We start from the raw sequence: 15,202 nt of genomic DNA, 5'->3' as shown, positions 1-15,202 counted from the left end.
TAGACCTGCTGCACGACCGAACCGGCGCGAAAGCGCCGGTTTTTTTATGTCCGTCAGTTTTCAAGCATTGATGACACGAAAGGTGACATCAGATGGAGTACTCAGTGCTTATGAATAAAGAAAATTTATCAAGATAATAAAATTTGACCTGCTGTGTCATGAATAAAAATTTTTTTTGGGGGGGTATTGGTTTTCTGGGGAGAAAGAGCCGAGCCTGGAGTGGTTAAAAAATACTGACGAGTTCTGACGCCAGATTGCCCTACCCGCTTTACGAATGTAGCTTCTTCTGTGACCGTGTTCCGGGTTTGTTCGGTTTTATATGTTTTAGAAGAAAAATATGTTTTCTTTTAGATAGCGATCTGCAGTATTTGGGTAGGTTCGCAGTCAATGGCTTTGTTGGTGGTGAAGATGTTCAAGTCAAAAAAACAGAACGTTTTTGTTGTTGTCCTTTTTATTGCTAGGTTCTTTTGTTTTGATAAATATCTTTTAGCGTGATAGCGAGCAGCAGAGGTGGCACGGCTGCATAGCTGGAGAGTTCGGATTGAGAGCTGTATTCGATGAGGTTGCTAGATTGAATATAGGTGCTTCGGATAATTATATGCAAGGGTCTTCATCATTCCCTTTGTCAGTTGCATTGATATGGCACCGAGATGCATCGCAAAGTAGAGCTTCATCGCAAGGAAGATGGGTTTCTAAATTTTATTATTATTATCTTGCTGATGATTCCGATCTTGCTGGTTTTGATCTTTATTTTTCGCCTCCAGGTGATGGGTATAGCAGATACTACGTAAAAAAGATGGCCCGGCAGCATTAATTATGGTTTCATCTGAAGGGCTTCAAACGGCACGAGTGTACCGAAACATCTCAGAAAATATCCAGCTTGCTTATGTAATAGAGGGGTCGGATGTTCTGAGGTTTTACGAAATTAATAATATTGTAGATAGCCGTATTAAGTTGATTTGCAATAAGGTTGACCGTGAGTGATTTGATTCCAACGCTTACTACGGCGGCCGGGGGCGCATGTGGATAACGCGTAAGGCGATCGGAATCTGATCTGCGGCTACCTGCCGTTGGAGAGCTACGTCGAGGTTTGATGGTCAGCAAGTAGACCGGCGGCACGACCGAACCAGCGCGAAAGCGCTTTCTTATGGGCGCTTGCCGCAGCTTTATTTCTCTGACCAATTCTGATGCTGCATTGCTCAGGTCTTGCATGATCTGTAGCTTTTATGAGTTGAATGGCGTCTCTTGCGACGGACCAGTATTTCTTGCTGTGGAATTTTATGAGAAGACTAGTGTTGGAGGCAGTAGTACTGATAGCTGTTTTTTTCTTCTGTCTTCTAGGGATGATTTTAAGTAAACCTGCTGTAGAAGGTCGTCCAGAAAATTTTTTTTGGAACCGCTGCTCATTCCCATCTCACCTCGTATTGGCCAACTTTGAGGGGGGTCTGGGAGATATAGTCAGGTTGAAGCTTGAAATCTCCAAAGAGGACGCAATTAATTTTCCAGAGTTTCCTGAGTATTTTTTCTTATGAGCAGAAAGGACTTTTCGAGAACAGATTCCAAGTTACAACTAGGTTCGATCTCGAAAAATTCGAATGAGAACTTTCTTGGAACAATTGAGAAGGAAAATTACCAAGGGTTCAGGGTTTATGAGGAAATGAAAAACCACGGAAGAAAATTCTATGTGAAGGAAGAATTTCCAACGACGGTTATTGTCTATCCCCCCGATGGTCCACCTGGCATGAGAATATTCAGAGAAGTCCCGCCGGATATGGAGGTGGATTATGTTGCTCGAAAGTCCGATTTTTCCCGGATTGAAAAAATCGATCAAGTAATAAATTATTTTATAAATTCTTATTGTCGCTCCGAAGAATGACTCTGAATGATTTCGGTTTTCTCCTGTTTTGAACAAGACCGAGCGTTAATAATCGGACGATCCGCTTCAACGCTCGACTTGACTTCTACGACATGGCGCAGCCAAGGGCTGCGCTGAAATCAACCCGGCTTTTTAATCAACAACACCGGCACCGAACTCTTCGTCAACACCTTCGACGCCACCGACCCCATCACTGCATTCAGCAGCGCGCCATGGCCATGCGTGCCGATCACGATCAGGTCAGCACTGACCTCATTTGCATAGTCGACGATCGCATCTTCCGGCACGCCGTTTAAACCCGCCGAGCTGAAGCGGATATTGCCGGCACGCAGAATGTCTTCGACCGGTTGCAGCGCCTTGCGGTTTTCGTCTTCGTACCAGCTGTTTGCATCGCCCGAAGACAGCGAACCGGTGACGTGCGGCGGAAGGCGCGTGGCAACGGAAACCACGATCACGTCAGCTTGCGGATTCAGAATCGGGTTCCTGACCAGATAGTGTGCAGCCGCCTGGCTGTGTTCGGAACCGTCCGTGGCAAGAATGATTTTGGTCATCGACGCTCCTTGATAAGACTTGCGGCCTGCCTGTGCGCGGGTGTTGCGGGGCAGGCTGCTGGCCTGAATGGCCAGCTTCTGAAGGCAGGATAGCTGCCCTCAGTACGCAGGTCTTTATCTAAAGCAAGTCGTAACTTATTCAGCTTATTTTCAGCTTAAGACACTGAATGTCGCATCAATGGCAGGGTGACACCGTGATCGGCATAACCCAATCCCGCTTCAGCTGACCTTGGCGCGCGCCAGCATCGCATGCAGCAGGACATTGCAGCCGGCTTCCAGATGTTCCGGCTTGGCATCTTCGATCTCGTTGTGGCTGATGCCGTCCTTGCAGGGCACGAAGATCATGGCCGTGGGGGCCACGCGCGCCATGTAGACCGCATCGTGTCCGGCACCGCTGACCACGTCCATGGCCGACAGGCCCAGCGCGCCAGCGCCGTCGCGCACGGCTTCGACCAGCGGCGGGGCGAAGGGCTGCGGCGGGAAGTACACCACTTGCGACACCTGGCTGCTGACACCAAAGCGGTTCAGGTCGGCGCAGGCGGAACGCAGTTCGGCGTCCATCGCGGTCAGGGTTGCGTCGTCGCCTGCACGCAGGTCCACGGTCATGGTCACGCCACCGGGGATCACGTTGCGCGAGTTGGGGTGTACGTTCATGTAGCCAACCGTGCCGCGTGCGTGTGGCGCGTGGTTGTTGGCGATGCGGTTGACTGTGGTAATCAGGTCGGCGGCGGCCAGCAGCGCGTCGCGGCGCAGCGGCATGGGCGTGGGGCCGGCATGGGCTTCGACGCCGGTGAGTTCAACGTCGTACCAGCGTTGGCCCAGGGCACCGGTAACCACACCGATGACGGTGTCTTCGGCTTCCAGAATCGGGCCTTGTTCGATGTGGGCTTCGAAGTACGCATCAACGGGCTGGCCTGCCACCTGGTCGGTGCCGGCATAGCCGATGGCGTTCAAGGCTTCTCGCACCGAGATGCCTTCGCGGTCTACGGCGTTCAGCGCTTGTTCCAGTGTGAATTCGCCGATGAACACACCCGAGCCCATCATCACGGGCACGAAGCGTGAGCCTTCTTCATTGGTCCACACCACGACTTCCAGCGGGGCGTCGGTGACGATGTTGGCGTCGTGCAGGGTGCGCAGCACTTCCAGGCCGGCCAATACGCCGTAGTTGCCGTCGAACTTGCCGCCGGTTGGCTGCGTATCCAGATGGCTACCGGTCTGCACCACGGGCAGATCGGGGTTGCGGCCGGCCCGGCGCGCGAAGATGTTGCCGATCGGGTCGATGCGGACGGTGCAGCCCAGTTCGCGCACCCAGCTGATGAACAGGTCGCGGCCCTGGCGGTCCAGGTCGGTCAGGGTCAACCGGCAGACGCCACCTTTTGGGGTGCCGCCGATCTTGGCCAGCTCCATCAGGGAGTCCCAGAGGCGTTTGCCGTCAACGCGCAAATCGGTCACTGCCTGGGTCACTGCGGAAAAATCGGGATTCGCTGCCATGTGTCTCACTCCATGTGGGGGGCCAAGCGCGGCTCGAGCCGCGTCGATAGGCCTGACTGTGCGGGATTACGCGTAAGAATGCCAGTCTGGAGAGGTGTTGGCGAACCCGACAGGGACGCTTGCCGGGAAATTGGCAAACTGTATTGGTCGCTTTGCGTGAACTGTAGTGCTTGTGCAGGCTTCGGTGTCGGGTGCCGACGCGCTAGGCAGCTAGCGGTGCAAGAAGCGGCTTGCACCGATGCCTGCACCGCCATGAACTGTGTTGTTTCAGCGCGTGCGTGTATAGGTCACGAAGCTGTACGACAAGCCGTTGTCCTCGGGCTGCGGGAGTCTTTCGACTTCCTGCCATTGGCCTTCCGGCAGCGGGGCAAACCACGTGTCGCCATCGATGTCGGCATCGATCTCCGTTGCCACCAACCGGCTTGCACGGGGCAGGGCGTCTTTGAAGATTTCAGCACCACCGATCACGAAGATCTGATCGACGTCACCGGCGGCGGCCAGTGCTGCATCCAGCGAGTCGACCACGGTTGCGCCGGCTGCTGCATACGCGGCGTTGCGCGTGATCACGATGTTCTGGCGGCCGGGCAACGGGCGACCAATCGACTCCCAGGTCTTGCGACCCATCAGGATCGGGCGGCCGAGCGTGGTGCGCTTGAAGTGGGCAAGGTCGCCCGGCAAGTGCCAGGGCATTTTGTTGTCGCGGCCAATGACACGATTGCGTGTGTACGCGACAACGAGGGTAATGGCAGGCATGGCGTTTTCTGTAAAAACATCACTGCTTCAACGGCACGGAATGCGCCGAGTACAGCAACTCATAACGTTGAATAGAGGGCAAACCCTGCTTCTACTGCCGAAAATAGCATATGACGGCTGCATTACGCTTGCAGCCATCACGAGAAGTCCGGGTTGGCATGCTGTTTTGAGCTGACCTGACGCTTATCCGTGATGGCTCGCAGATGTCGCCAATCAGGCGGCGTGTGCGCGTATCAGTACACGATCTACCTGCGTGTGTTCTGTCTTGGAACGGCTCTTATCGGGCCGTCCAACAATGCAGCCCGTTCGGGCTGCATAGCTTTCCCGACGACCATCTTCACCCCAAGTTCTGGACGTATTGCCGAGCGCCGCAACATGTATTGCCGCGCCGGAGAGACGCCTTGCGCCCTTCACCCACTTAGGCGGATCTACAACCATGTTCTCAGCAGTCAATCGAACCCTGGAAAACATCAGCGTTCGCAACAAGCTTTTCACGGGCTTTGGCATTGTGCTGGCCCTTACCACCCTGATCGCTGCTAGCAGTTGGTCGGCGATCCAGTCATTGGATCACCGCATTGACCGTGTCGCTGAAATCGGCAGGTTGAACGATCTATCGCGTGACACGCTGCTTGCCCGCCAGTCTTTTACGGTGCAGCCGAGTCCCGATAGAGCAGCCACGATTTTCAAGCGCCTTGATGAGCTCGATCAGCATCTCGTCAAGCTCGTTCCCAGGTTCCAGACGCCCGTCAATGCCGAGGATGTGAAAAAAGCCATCGTATTGGCAAAAGCGTACCGCGCGCATCTGACGCCGTATGTCGATGCCATCAATTCGCGGGAAGGTACTCAGCTGAAGTTCGTGAGCCACGCTGAAGCTGCCAACACCGAAATGCAGGCCATGATGGGCCGCATGGCCTCGCAAGATCGTGCTCAGGCAGAGCGCGATGCGGTGGCCAGAGCCGAGTTGTTGCTGGACAAAGCGCGTACGGCGACCAATCAGTACGCCTATGCCTTCGTGAGCGAACTTGCTGCACCGGCCAAGGACGCCGTCACACAGGCGGTCAATCACCTGACTACCCTGAACACCATGTTGTCGACCGAGTCCGCCAGCATGCAGACCATCCAGAGGGAAATGGCGGCATTTCAGACGGAATTCACCCGGTTCGTCGACCTCAACGACGTTGCCAGCAAGACGCTGGCTGAACTGCTGACCAACATTCGCGGTGTGATCGCCATCAGCGACCAGCTGGCAAAGCGCCAGGTCACACTGAGCGATGAAGACGTCAGAGACGCCAACAACATGCTGATCGGTGCCACCTTGGGCGCGTTGCTGATCGGGCTGCTGGCGGCATGGGTGATCACCCGAAAGATCGTTGGCCCGCTGAGTGCGACATTGCAGAGTGCCGAGCGTATTTCCAATGGCGACCTGACCCATGACCTGGTGGTGTCGCGACGCGACGAACTTGGTGCACTTCAAGGCAGCATGCAGCGCATGACTGTGAATCTGCGTCAGCTGATCGGCGGTCTGCGTGACGGGGTGCAGGAAATTGCGGGCGCTGCCGAAGAGTTGTCGGCGGTGACGGAAGAGACCAGTGCCGGTGTCAACGGACAGCGCACGGAAACCGACCAGGTGGCCACGGCAATGAGCCAGATGACCGCTGCCGTGCAAGACGTGGCGCGCAATGCCGAACAGGCTTCAGGCGCAGCAGTGAACGCCAGCCGCGAGGCGAGCGAGGGCAACGAGGTCGTCGGGCAGGCCATTGCGCAAATTGAACGCTTGGCCGGTGAAGTCGAAAATTCGATGACCGCCATGGCGGGCCTGAAGCGCGAAAGCGAGAAGATCGGCACTGTGCTGGACGTGATCAAGGGCGTCGCGGCGCAGACCAATCTGTTGGCGCTCAATGCCGCCATTGAAGCCGCACGCGCGGGCGAGGCCGGTCGTGGTTTCGCAGTGGTGGCCGATGAAGTGCGCAGCCTGGCGCAACGTGCGCAGACGTCTACGGAAGAGATCGAGCAGCTTATTTCCGGTTTGCAAGGTGGCACCGAACTGGTTGCCGCAAGTCTGGAAAGCAGCCGCACCTTGACCCACAGCAGTGTTGAACTGGCTCAGCGTGCAGGTTCATCGCTGGGTAGCATCACCCGCTCGGTGTCGGCAATCGAATCGATGAATCACCAGATTGCGGCGGCGGCGGAACAGCAGAGTTCGGCCACGGAAGGCATCAACCGCAGCGTGATCAACGTGCGCCAGATCTCAGAACAGACAGCATCAGCCAGCGACGAAACGGCAGCGTCCAGCATCCGGCTTGCTCAGCTGGGTTCCGAGCTGCAGATCATGGTGGGTAAATTCAAGCTGTAAAGCGGATTTATTAACGATGAGTTTGCGTTTGCGCAAAGCATTCGCAAAAAGATAAGTCGAGTTATTCGGATAACCAAAGCGGGCGTCATTGACCAACGCCTGCTTTGGATACCGATTTTCGGTTGATTGCCCGTATAAGCCCTCAATTACTCGGTTTTTGGCGCTTTTTTGTCACCCTCATGGGTTGGCGGCGACTCAGAAACTAATGTCCTTCGTCGAAAATGTCATTGTTTGGCTCTGTATATACTGCCGGCCGCAGTGATATTCACAGCCCGTTCTGAACGAACGCTTGGCTGTTTTTAATTTCGACAGGCGAGTGTGCATAAATGCTTTCGGCATTTAATCGAGTTCTGGAAAATATAAGCGTTCGCAACAAGCTCTTCCTGGGCTTTGGTGTGGTGTTGGCACTGACGATATTGATCGCCGGCAGCAGTTGGTCAGGTCTTGGATCGCTGAGTGACCGTGGCAGGCACGTAGTGGTGACGTCCAAGCTGAACGACCTGGCCCGCGACGTACTGATCACGCGCCTGAACTACACCGTGCAGCCTGACGCAGCAGGTGCGGCTGCAATCTTCAAGCGCCTGGATGAACTTGATCAGCACCTTGCCTACAGCAAATCGGTTTTTCTGCTCCCAGCCAACATTGCAGACCTGTCGCAAGCAACAGAGGCCACCAAACGCTATCGCGCTCACCTGACTGAATTCGTGCAGGCGATGACTGCGCGCGACAACGACCAGCCGGTATTGGTGCGTCATGGCGATACTGCCGATGCCGAGTTGCAAACGCTGGCGAACCGCATGGCATCCCAGGATCGCAATCAGGCCGAACGTGATGCGGTTGCAAAGGCGCAGGTATTGTTGGACCAGGCCCGAGCGCAGGTCAACCAATATGCCTACAGCCTGAAAAGCGAGCTTGCCCAGCCAGCCAACGATGCCATCGAACAAGCCAGTCGCCAACTGAACACGCTCAATGCGGTGATGTCGCCTGCCGAGCCCGACAGCGTTCAGCGCATCCAGACCGCACTGGCGGCTTTCCGTACCAGCTTTGTGCAGTTCATCGACAACAACACTACGGCAAGCAAGGCAGTGACCGGACTTCGCGCCGAGATTGCGGTCTTGCTTGGGATCAGCGAGAAGCTGGCGCAGAACGAGATTGCGCTGAGCGCGGAAGATGTCGATACCGCCAACCGCGTGCTTGCCATCGCTACGCTGGCTGCATTGGTGATCGGAGCCTTGGCCACCTGGCTGATCACGCATCAGATTGTCGGGCCGCTTAACGCAACTTTGCGTAATGCCGAGCGCGTGGCAGACGGTGATCTGACGCACGACATGATGGTGACGCGTCGCGACGAGCTGGGTGCGCTTCAGCGCAGCATGCAGCGCATGACACTGAACCTGCGAGACCTGATCGGTGGTCTGCGTGATGGCGTACAGGAAATTGCGGGAGCTGCCGAAGAGCTGTCGGCAGTGACTGAGCAGACCAGTGCGGGCGTGAATGGGCAGCGCGTGGAGACCGATCAGGTAGCGACTGCAATGAGCCAGATGACCGCTGCCGTGCACGACGTGGCGCGCAACGCGGAACAGGCATCAGGGGCAGCGGTGAACGCCAGCCGCGAGGCAAGCGAAGGCAATAATGTGGTGGGCCAGGCCATTTCCCAGATCGAGCGCCTGGCAACCGAAGTCGAAAATTCCACTGCAGCCATGGCGGAACTGAAACGCGAAAGCGAGAAAATCGGCAGCGTGCTGGACGTGATCAAGGGTGTGGCAGCGCAGACCAACCTGCTGGCGCTTAACGCTGCCATCGAGGCTGCGCGCGCAGGTGAGGCCGGTCGTGGTTTTGCGGTGGTGGCCGATGAAGTGCGCAGTCTGGCGCAACGCGCACACACATCTACTGAGGAGATCGAGCAACTGATCTCTGGTCTGCAAAGCGGCACCATGCTGGTGGCAGGCAGCCTGGAAAGCAGTCGCACGCTGACCGACAGCAGCGTGGAACTGGCCCAGCGTGCAGGGTCTTCACTGGGCAGTATTACCCGTTCGGTGTCGGCGATTGAGTCGATGAACCACCAGATTGCGGCGGCAGCCGAGCAGCAGAGTTCTGCCACGGAAGGCATCAATCGCAGCGTGATCAATGTGCGCCAGATATCAGAACAGACGGCATCGGCCAGCGACGAAACGGCAGCGTCCAGCGTTCGACTTGCCCAGCTGGGTTCCGAGCTTCAGATCATGGTGGGCAAGTTCAAGCTGTGACTTCGTTTCGCGTTTGAGCGAGCGTTGTGTTTGCGCCTGCTTTCGCACTTGTTCTTGCACCTGTCCTTGCACCTGTCCTTGCACCTGCGTTTGCGTCCGCGTCCGTATCTGCATCCGCGCAGGCCATGCGCAAAAAAATGATTCAACGTCATGGCACAAGCAACGCGCGAGTGCCGTGATTTTCCCGCGATTTTTTCGACCGCTATTGCTGGCCGCCGTTAACCATAGAGAGATTCCCCAGCTTACGTATGCCAGAGCGCTTAACTATGCTTGCGCTCGCTGGGCGTTCTGGCAGTCTGCACGCAGGTGATCTGCGCCGGGCATGGGTTTTCCTACGGGCGGTTACTGGTCATGGCTTATATAAATCGCGTGCTGGAAAATATCAGTGTTCGTACCAAGCTTCTTCTTGGTTTTGGTTTGGTGCTGGTACTCACCCTGGCAATTTCGATCACCGGGTGGTGGTCCATTACTTCTTTGGGCGTGCGCGGCGAGCGAATGCTCGACATTGCCACGCTGAACGATCTTGCGCGGGACATGCGCATTGCGCGTCTGTCCTACACCCTGACGGCCAGTACGGCCGATGCCAACAGCGTGACTGAACAACTGGGCAAGCTCGATAGTCACCTTGCGCACAGCCGGTCTGTCTTCACCTCGGAACTGAGCGTGCCTCAGCTCAAGCAGGCGTCTGAAGCGGTGCGTCGCTATCGCCAGGATTACGCTGATCTGGTCGAAGGCATCAAGGGTCGGGAGGCGGCCCGTCCGGCATTCACCAAGCATGCCGATACGGCCACCGCCGAACTTCAGACCTTGGCAAACCGGATTGCGTCGCAGGATCGCAGTCAAGGCGAGCGCGACGCCATCACCCGCGCGCAGTCCTTGCTGGTGCAGGCGCGCGCGCAGGTTGGCGAGTATGCATACACCTTGAATCCCGAGTTTGAACCGCTCGCCCGCGCGGCCATCCAGCAAAGCGGCGTCAGCGTGCGGGCCCTGGACAAGCTGCTGGTGCCGAGCGAGCCTGAAAGCGTTCAGGCCGTGCAGAAGTCGCTTGATGCGTTCCGCGAAGTATTCGGGCAATTCGGTGATGCGCAGGCTGCGGTCGAGGTAACGCAGTTTGCCCTTGATGCAGACATGGAAAAGCTCTTTGCCGCCAGCCAGCGGCTTGCCCAGATCCAGGCGCAGGAGCGCGCAGACGATGAGCAGCGCGCGCACGGCTTGCTGGCCGTCGCGACGGGCGTGGTGCTGCTGTTGGGCGTGCTTGCCGCACTGGGCATCACTCGCATGATCGTGCGGCCGTTGATGGCCACCTTGCAGCGTGCCGAGCAAGTCGCCAATGGCGACCTGAGCCACGACGTAGTGGTGACGCGTCGCGACGAGCTTGGCATGCTGCAGGCAAGCATGCAGCGCATGACCTTGAACCTGCGGGACTTGATTGGTGGCCTGCGTGATGGCGTTGTGCAGCTTGCCAGTTCGGCCGAGCAGCTGTCGGCCGTGACTGCGCAGACCAGTTCGGGTGTGAACGGCCAGCAGCAGGAAACCGATCAGCTGGCCACGGCCATGGGCGAGATGACGGCTGCGGTCCACGAGGTGGCCCGCAGTGCTGAGCGGGCCTCCGATGCAGCAGTTCATGCAAACCGAGAAGCGGGCGAGGGCAACGAGGTCGTGGTACAGGCGATCGGCCAGATCGAGCGGCTGGCGAACGAGGTGGTGCAATCGACGGTGGCCATGACCGACCTGAAGCGCGAAAGCGAGAAGATCGGCAGCGTGCTGGATGTGATCAAGGCTGTGGCGCAGCAAACCAATCTGCTGGCGCTCAATGCTGCCATCGAGGCCGCACGTGCCGGTGAGGCAGGTCGCGGTTTCGCGGTGGTGGCCGACGAGGTACGCAGCCTGGCGCAGCGTGCCAAGGATTCCACCGAGGAAATCGAACAGTTGATTGCCGGCTTGCAACGCGGCACCTTGCAGGTGGCAAGCAGCCTGGAAAGCAGCCGTGCCCTGACCGACAGCAGTGTCGAACTGGCGCGCCGGGCCGGGGTGTCGCTGGGCAGCATTACGCGTTCGGTGTCGACCATCGAGTCGATGAATCACCAGATTGCCACGGCGGCCGAGCAGCAGAGTTCGGTTACCGAGGGGATCAATCGCAGTGTGACCACAGTGCGGGAAATTTCCGAACAGACCTCGGCTGCCAGCCAGGAGACGGCAACGTCGAGCGTCAAGCTGGCTCAACTGGGCGCGCACCTGCAAACCATGGTGGGCAGGTTCACGTTTTGATTGATGTCGGGCCGGGCATCGCGTCCTGGCTTTCCCCGTCCTGACTTTCCCCTTCCTGGCTTTCCACTTGCGCGAGCCATTCGCGCGGCGACATGCCCACGCGTTGCGCAAACACACGTGACAGGGCCGACGCGTTGGCATAACCCAGGGCAGGCGCTATCGCCTTGACGGCCTGCCCCTGGCGCAGGCGCTTTCTGGCAATCGCCAGACGCCAGTCGGTCAGGTAGTCGGCAGGTGTCACGCCCACGGTTTTCTTGAAGGCGCTGGCAAACGCGCTGCGCGACATGGCGGCGCGGTCTGCCAGCGATTCCACCGTCCAGGACACCTCCGGGTGTTCATGCATCGCAGTCAATGCACGGGCCAATTGTGGATCGGCCAGGCCCGACACCAGTCCGATGGCAATCCCGCTTTCCCGGCCGTGGTCGAGCAGCCAGCGCAACAACTGCAGCAACACCACTTCAAACAGCCGATCGGCGATCAGCCGGTGCCCGCATCGCACGGCGTCTGCTTCTTCAAACAGCAGCGTGAGCGCGCCAGCCAAGCCCGGTACCTTGGCCAGTGGCAGGACGATCAAGGGCGGTAATGCCTGCACCAGCGGATGGTTGGCACCTCCTTCGAAATACACCGATGCGCAGGTGAAATCGGCCCCGTCTTTAGGTGCGTTGTGGAAGCGGTGGGTAAGCGCCTGCGGGTAGAAAAACAGCGTGGGTTCACGCGCTTCGATGCGACGCGCAAGCCCGGTTCCCTGGCGATGCGTCACCACCATTTCGCCCGCCCGCAGCACGTGAAAGAAGCCCCTGCCGGGTTGTGCCTCGAAAGTGCTGATGCCGCAGAGCGCGCCCGTATGAAAAAGCCTTGCCGATACCTGGAAGCGGTCCAGCAGACAGGACAGGCGATCCAGTGCCTGGACGGGCTCAAGCTGCGTCTCGATGCTGATGGCTGGCTTCATGGTGGACGAATTGGTATGTTTTGTGGATTTTGAGAACCCAATAGTACGGCTGTCTGCGCAAAACTTCCTCGTGTTCTCTTTCACCCGATCCGAGGAAAAATCATGAGACAGCAAACTTCGTTCAAACGCGCTGCACTGGCCCTGGCATGTGCCGGGTTGTTCGGGTTATCTGGTTTGTCTGGTACAGCTATCGCACACGACGGTCCCCACGCCAAGGCCCACACCGGTGGCATTCACAGCAAGCCGGCCACGGCGGTGAAGGCTCCCTACGACATCGTCCACACCAAGATCAGCACTGACGGCAACGTGGCCACCTTCCACATGCAGGTGTCGGGCAAGGCGGGCAAAAGCACGCCTGCCAAGACCGGCAAGCTGGCCGGCAGCAGCGTGTTTTCGTATGTGTGGCCCACCACGCTGGACCCGGCATCAGTGGGCTTCGAGAGCAAGGCCGGTATTCTGGCCTTTGCGGTGACGTCGCATCCCGATTTCGACGATACGCCTTTGTTCGACGAGAACGGCGACGGCCGCACCGACAACGATGGCGATGTCTGGCATTCGCATTGGGTGGTGCTGCAGCCCGATGAGGCCTGCGGCAAGGGCGCGCTGAAAGTGGTCGACATTCCGGCCGGCACCAAGCCGCGTTTGCCCAAGACCTGGCCGGGCCTGCCGATCCTGATCGACAGCCCGGGCTGGAGCCCGACCTTTGCGGGCGATACGCTTGAAGTGAAAGTGCCCTTTGATGATATCGGCGCAGTGACTGCCGCAGGCTTCGATGGGGTCACCGCCGCATTGCGCGTCAATGCCAGCGTGCACAACCCGCTGCTGTGCGTGGTCGACGTCTTCAAGGTGGCATCGGGCGACCTGTCCTTGCCCGGCAAGGTGAATCGCTGATCCATCGCTTGTCTGTTTGTTTGTTTGTTCGTCTGCTTTGTTGGTCTATTCCGCTTGCCGTCTGCGCATGGGCGGCAAGCCGTTTCGTTCATCCAGGAGCGCACCATGTCCTTCCCAAGATCCGACTCTCCAGCAGTCAGCACGCTTGCGCCTGAACTCGACGTGCTGCAGTGGTTCAACACCGACACCGCCCCCACGCTGGCATCGCTGCGCGGCCGCGTGGTGGTGCTGCACGCGTTTCAGATGCTGTGCCCGGGATGCGTCAGTCACGGGCTTCCGCAGGCAATGAAAATTCATCACGCGTTCTCGCGCCAGGACGTGCAGGTGTTGGGTCTGCATACCGTGTTCGAACACCATGCGGCGATGGCACCGCATGCCTTGCAGGCGTTTCTGCATGAATATCGCATTGCCTTCCCGGTGGGCGTTGACCGGCCTTTGGCGGACGGCCCGGTGCCCAGCACCATGCAGACCTATGCTCTGCGCGGCACGCCCAGTCTGGTGGTGATCGACCGGCAAGGTGTGGTCAGACTGAATCACTTCGGTTTGATCGACGACCTGCCGTTGGGTGCCTTGATCGGCACACTGGTGGCCGAGCAGGGTAGGGCGACTGCGCTGTCTTCCGATGCTGTTGTAGTGGATACAGCGCATCGGACCGGCGCGCCAAGCTGCGACGCGCAGCAATGCGCGATATAGCGGTGATCGTGTGGGTGAACAGGTCCGTCAGGCAAGTTGCCCCATGACGCTTGGCGGGCCTGGGCGATGACGATGTGTTTAGGGCTATGTCATTGCCGCCATGTCATCGCAGCCATGTAAGCTAGGGCGATACCAACACGCGCCTCAGCCAAGGGCTTCGGGCCAGCCATCTGACCCGTCGCCAACCCCACCATGATCGAACTCGATAACGCCCGCATCGACGAGCTTGCCGCTTTGCTGGCGGTGGCGCGCGAAGGTTCTTTTGTTGCCGCAGGACGTGCGCTGGAGCGTCACGCCAGCATCGTCTCCAAACGCATTGCGGCGTTGGAGCAGCGCCTGGGCGTGCGCCTGATCGAACGCACGACGCGCCGCGTGCGACTCACCGAGACGGGCAGCCGGCTTGCCGACAAATTGCGGGCCGCAGGCACCCTGATTCTGGATGCCGAGCAAGAGGCCTCCCAAGGCGCAGCCGAGCTGCGCGGCAAGCTGCGCATTGCGTTTCCCACGGCGATGGGCCGGCAGTGGCTGGCACCGCTGTTGCCCACGTTCATGAAGCGTTATCCCGCATTGCAGGTCGAGGTGAATTACAGCGAACGCTACATCGACCTGGTGGCCGAGGGCTACGACGCGGCAGTGCGGATCGGCGTGCTGCGCGACAGCCGCCTGGTGGCACGCAAACTGGGCGATCACCAGCGCATTCTGTGTGCCTCGCCCGACTACCTTGAACAATATGGGGTGCCCACCACGCCTGCCGACCTGGCCCAGCACAACTGCCTGGAGTTCCAGGGATTTGCGTCGTATCCCGAATGGCATCTGTCCAATGGTGAACGAACCGAATCGGTCACCGCTCGCGGGTCGCTGCGGTCCAACGACAACATGGCGCTGCTGGAAGCGGCGCGTGCAGGCGTTGGGATTCTGGGGGCAGGCGAGTGGTTGATGAGCACCGACTTGCGCACTGGCACATTGGTGCGCGTGTTGCCCGACTGGGCTTTCGATGTTGACGGCGGTATCTATCTGGTGCGGCCCTCGGCGCAATTCACGCCAGCCCGTACCACCGCTTTCATCGACTGGATTCGTGAGCAATTCCGCAGCAACATTCCGTGGGGCAGGGCTGCACCAGGCGGGGACTGA

The 15,202-nt window shown here is 58.4% G+C and carries 11 protein-coding genes; 7 read left to right on the top strand and 4 right to left on the bottom strand.

What is annotated here, in order from left to right; translation table 11 throughout:
- Nucleotides 1-1,528: 1,528 nt before the first annotated feature.
- Nucleotides 1,529-1,876: a hypothetical protein gene (locus FXN63_RS26925; protein ID WP_148817781.1), complete on the top strand. Its 348-nt coding sequence runs from the start codon at nt 1,529-1,531 to the stop codon at nt 1,874-1,876.
- 119 nt (nt 1,877-1,995) lie between these two features.
- On the opposite strand, the gene FXN63_RS22630 is transcribed toward FXN63_RS26925, so the two are convergent.
- The 3 genes from FXN63_RS22630 to FXN63_RS22620 form a co-directional block, all read right to left on the bottom strand.
- Nucleotides 1,996-2,427: a universal stress protein gene (locus FXN63_RS22630; RefSeq protein ID WP_148817779.1), complete on the bottom strand. Its 432-nt coding sequence runs from the start codon at nt 2,425-2,427 to the stop codon at nt 1,996-1,998.
- Nucleotides 2,428-2,646: 219 nt separating this feature from the next.
- Nucleotides 2,647-3,918: a Zn-dependent hydrolase gene (locus FXN63_RS22625; protein ID WP_148817777.1), complete on the bottom strand. Its 1,272-nt coding sequence runs from the start codon at nt 3,916-3,918 to the stop codon at nt 2,647-2,649.
- A 267-nt stretch (nt 3,919-4,185) separates the two neighbouring features.
- Nucleotides 4,186-4,671 (bottom strand): dihydrofolate reductase, encoded by a 486-nt coding sequence (locus tag FXN63_RS22620; protein WP_148817775.1) that lies wholly within the window; start codon nt 4,669-4,671, stop codon nt 4,186-4,188.
- Nucleotides 4,672-5,107: 436 nt separating this feature from the next.
- Between FXN63_RS22620 and FXN63_RS22615 the strand changes: the two genes are divergently transcribed.
- The 3 genes from FXN63_RS22615 to FXN63_RS22605 all read left to right on the top strand — a co-directional run bounded on the left by FXN63_RS22615 (nt 5,108) and on the right by FXN63_RS22605 (nt 11,538).
- Nucleotides 5,108-7,024 carry a methyl-accepting chemotaxis protein gene (locus tag FXN63_RS22615; RefSeq protein WP_148817773.1) on the top strand — a complete coding sequence of 639 codons (1,917 nt, stop codon included), beginning with the start codon at nt 5,108-5,110 and terminating at the stop codon, nt 7,022-7,024.
- Nucleotides 7,025-7,350: 326 nt separating this feature from the next.
- Complete coding sequence (locus FXN63_RS22610) at nt 7,351-9,270, top strand: methyl-accepting chemotaxis protein (protein ID WP_148817771.1); 1,920 nt, start codon at nt 7,351-7,353, stop codon at nt 9,268-9,270.
- A 351-nt stretch (nt 9,271-9,621) separates the two neighbouring features.
- Complete coding sequence (locus FXN63_RS22605; protein ID WP_148817769.1) at nt 9,622-11,538, top strand: methyl-accepting chemotaxis protein; 1,917 nt, start codon at nt 9,622-9,624, stop codon at nt 11,536-11,538.
- On the opposite strand, the gene FXN63_RS22600 is transcribed toward FXN63_RS22605, so the two are convergent.
- Nucleotides 11,528-12,487: an AraC family transcriptional regulator gene (locus FXN63_RS22600; protein ID WP_148817767.1), complete on the bottom strand. Its 960-nt coding sequence runs from the start codon at nt 12,485-12,487 to the stop codon at nt 11,528-11,530. The genes FXN63_RS22605 and FXN63_RS22600 overlap by 11 nt on opposite strands.
- A gap of 102 nt (nt 12,488-12,589) precedes the next feature.
- On the opposite strand from FXN63_RS22600, the gene FXN63_RS22595 reads away from it, so the two are divergent.
- From FXN63_RS22595 to FXN63_RS22585, 3 genes are all read left to right on the top strand, one after another.
- Nucleotides 12,590-13,378, top strand: coding sequence for a hypothetical protein (locus FXN63_RS22595; RefSeq protein WP_148817766.1), 789 nt, complete (start codon nt 12,590-12,592; stop codon nt 13,376-13,378).
- Nucleotides 13,379-13,483: 105 nt separating this feature from the next.
- On the top strand, nt 13,484-14,071 hold the full coding sequence (locus tag FXN63_RS22590) for a redoxin domain-containing protein (RefSeq protein WP_148817764.1): 588 nt from the start codon (nt 13,484-13,486) through the stop codon (nt 14,069-14,071).
- Between the two features lie 192 nt (nt 14,072-14,263).
- Nucleotides 14,264-15,202: a LysR family transcriptional regulator gene (locus tag FXN63_RS22585; protein WP_148817762.1), complete on the top strand. Its 939-nt coding sequence runs from the start codon at nt 14,264-14,266 to the stop codon at nt 15,200-15,202.

It is taken from the genome of Pigmentiphaga aceris, from assembly GCF_008119665.1.
Lineage (GTDB): Bacteria > Pseudomonadota > Gammaproteobacteria > Burkholderiales > Burkholderiaceae_B > Pigmentiphaga > Pigmentiphaga aceris.
The sequence above is the reverse complement of the archived record's forward strand: the minus strand, read 5'-3'. Positions and strand labels throughout refer to the sequence as shown.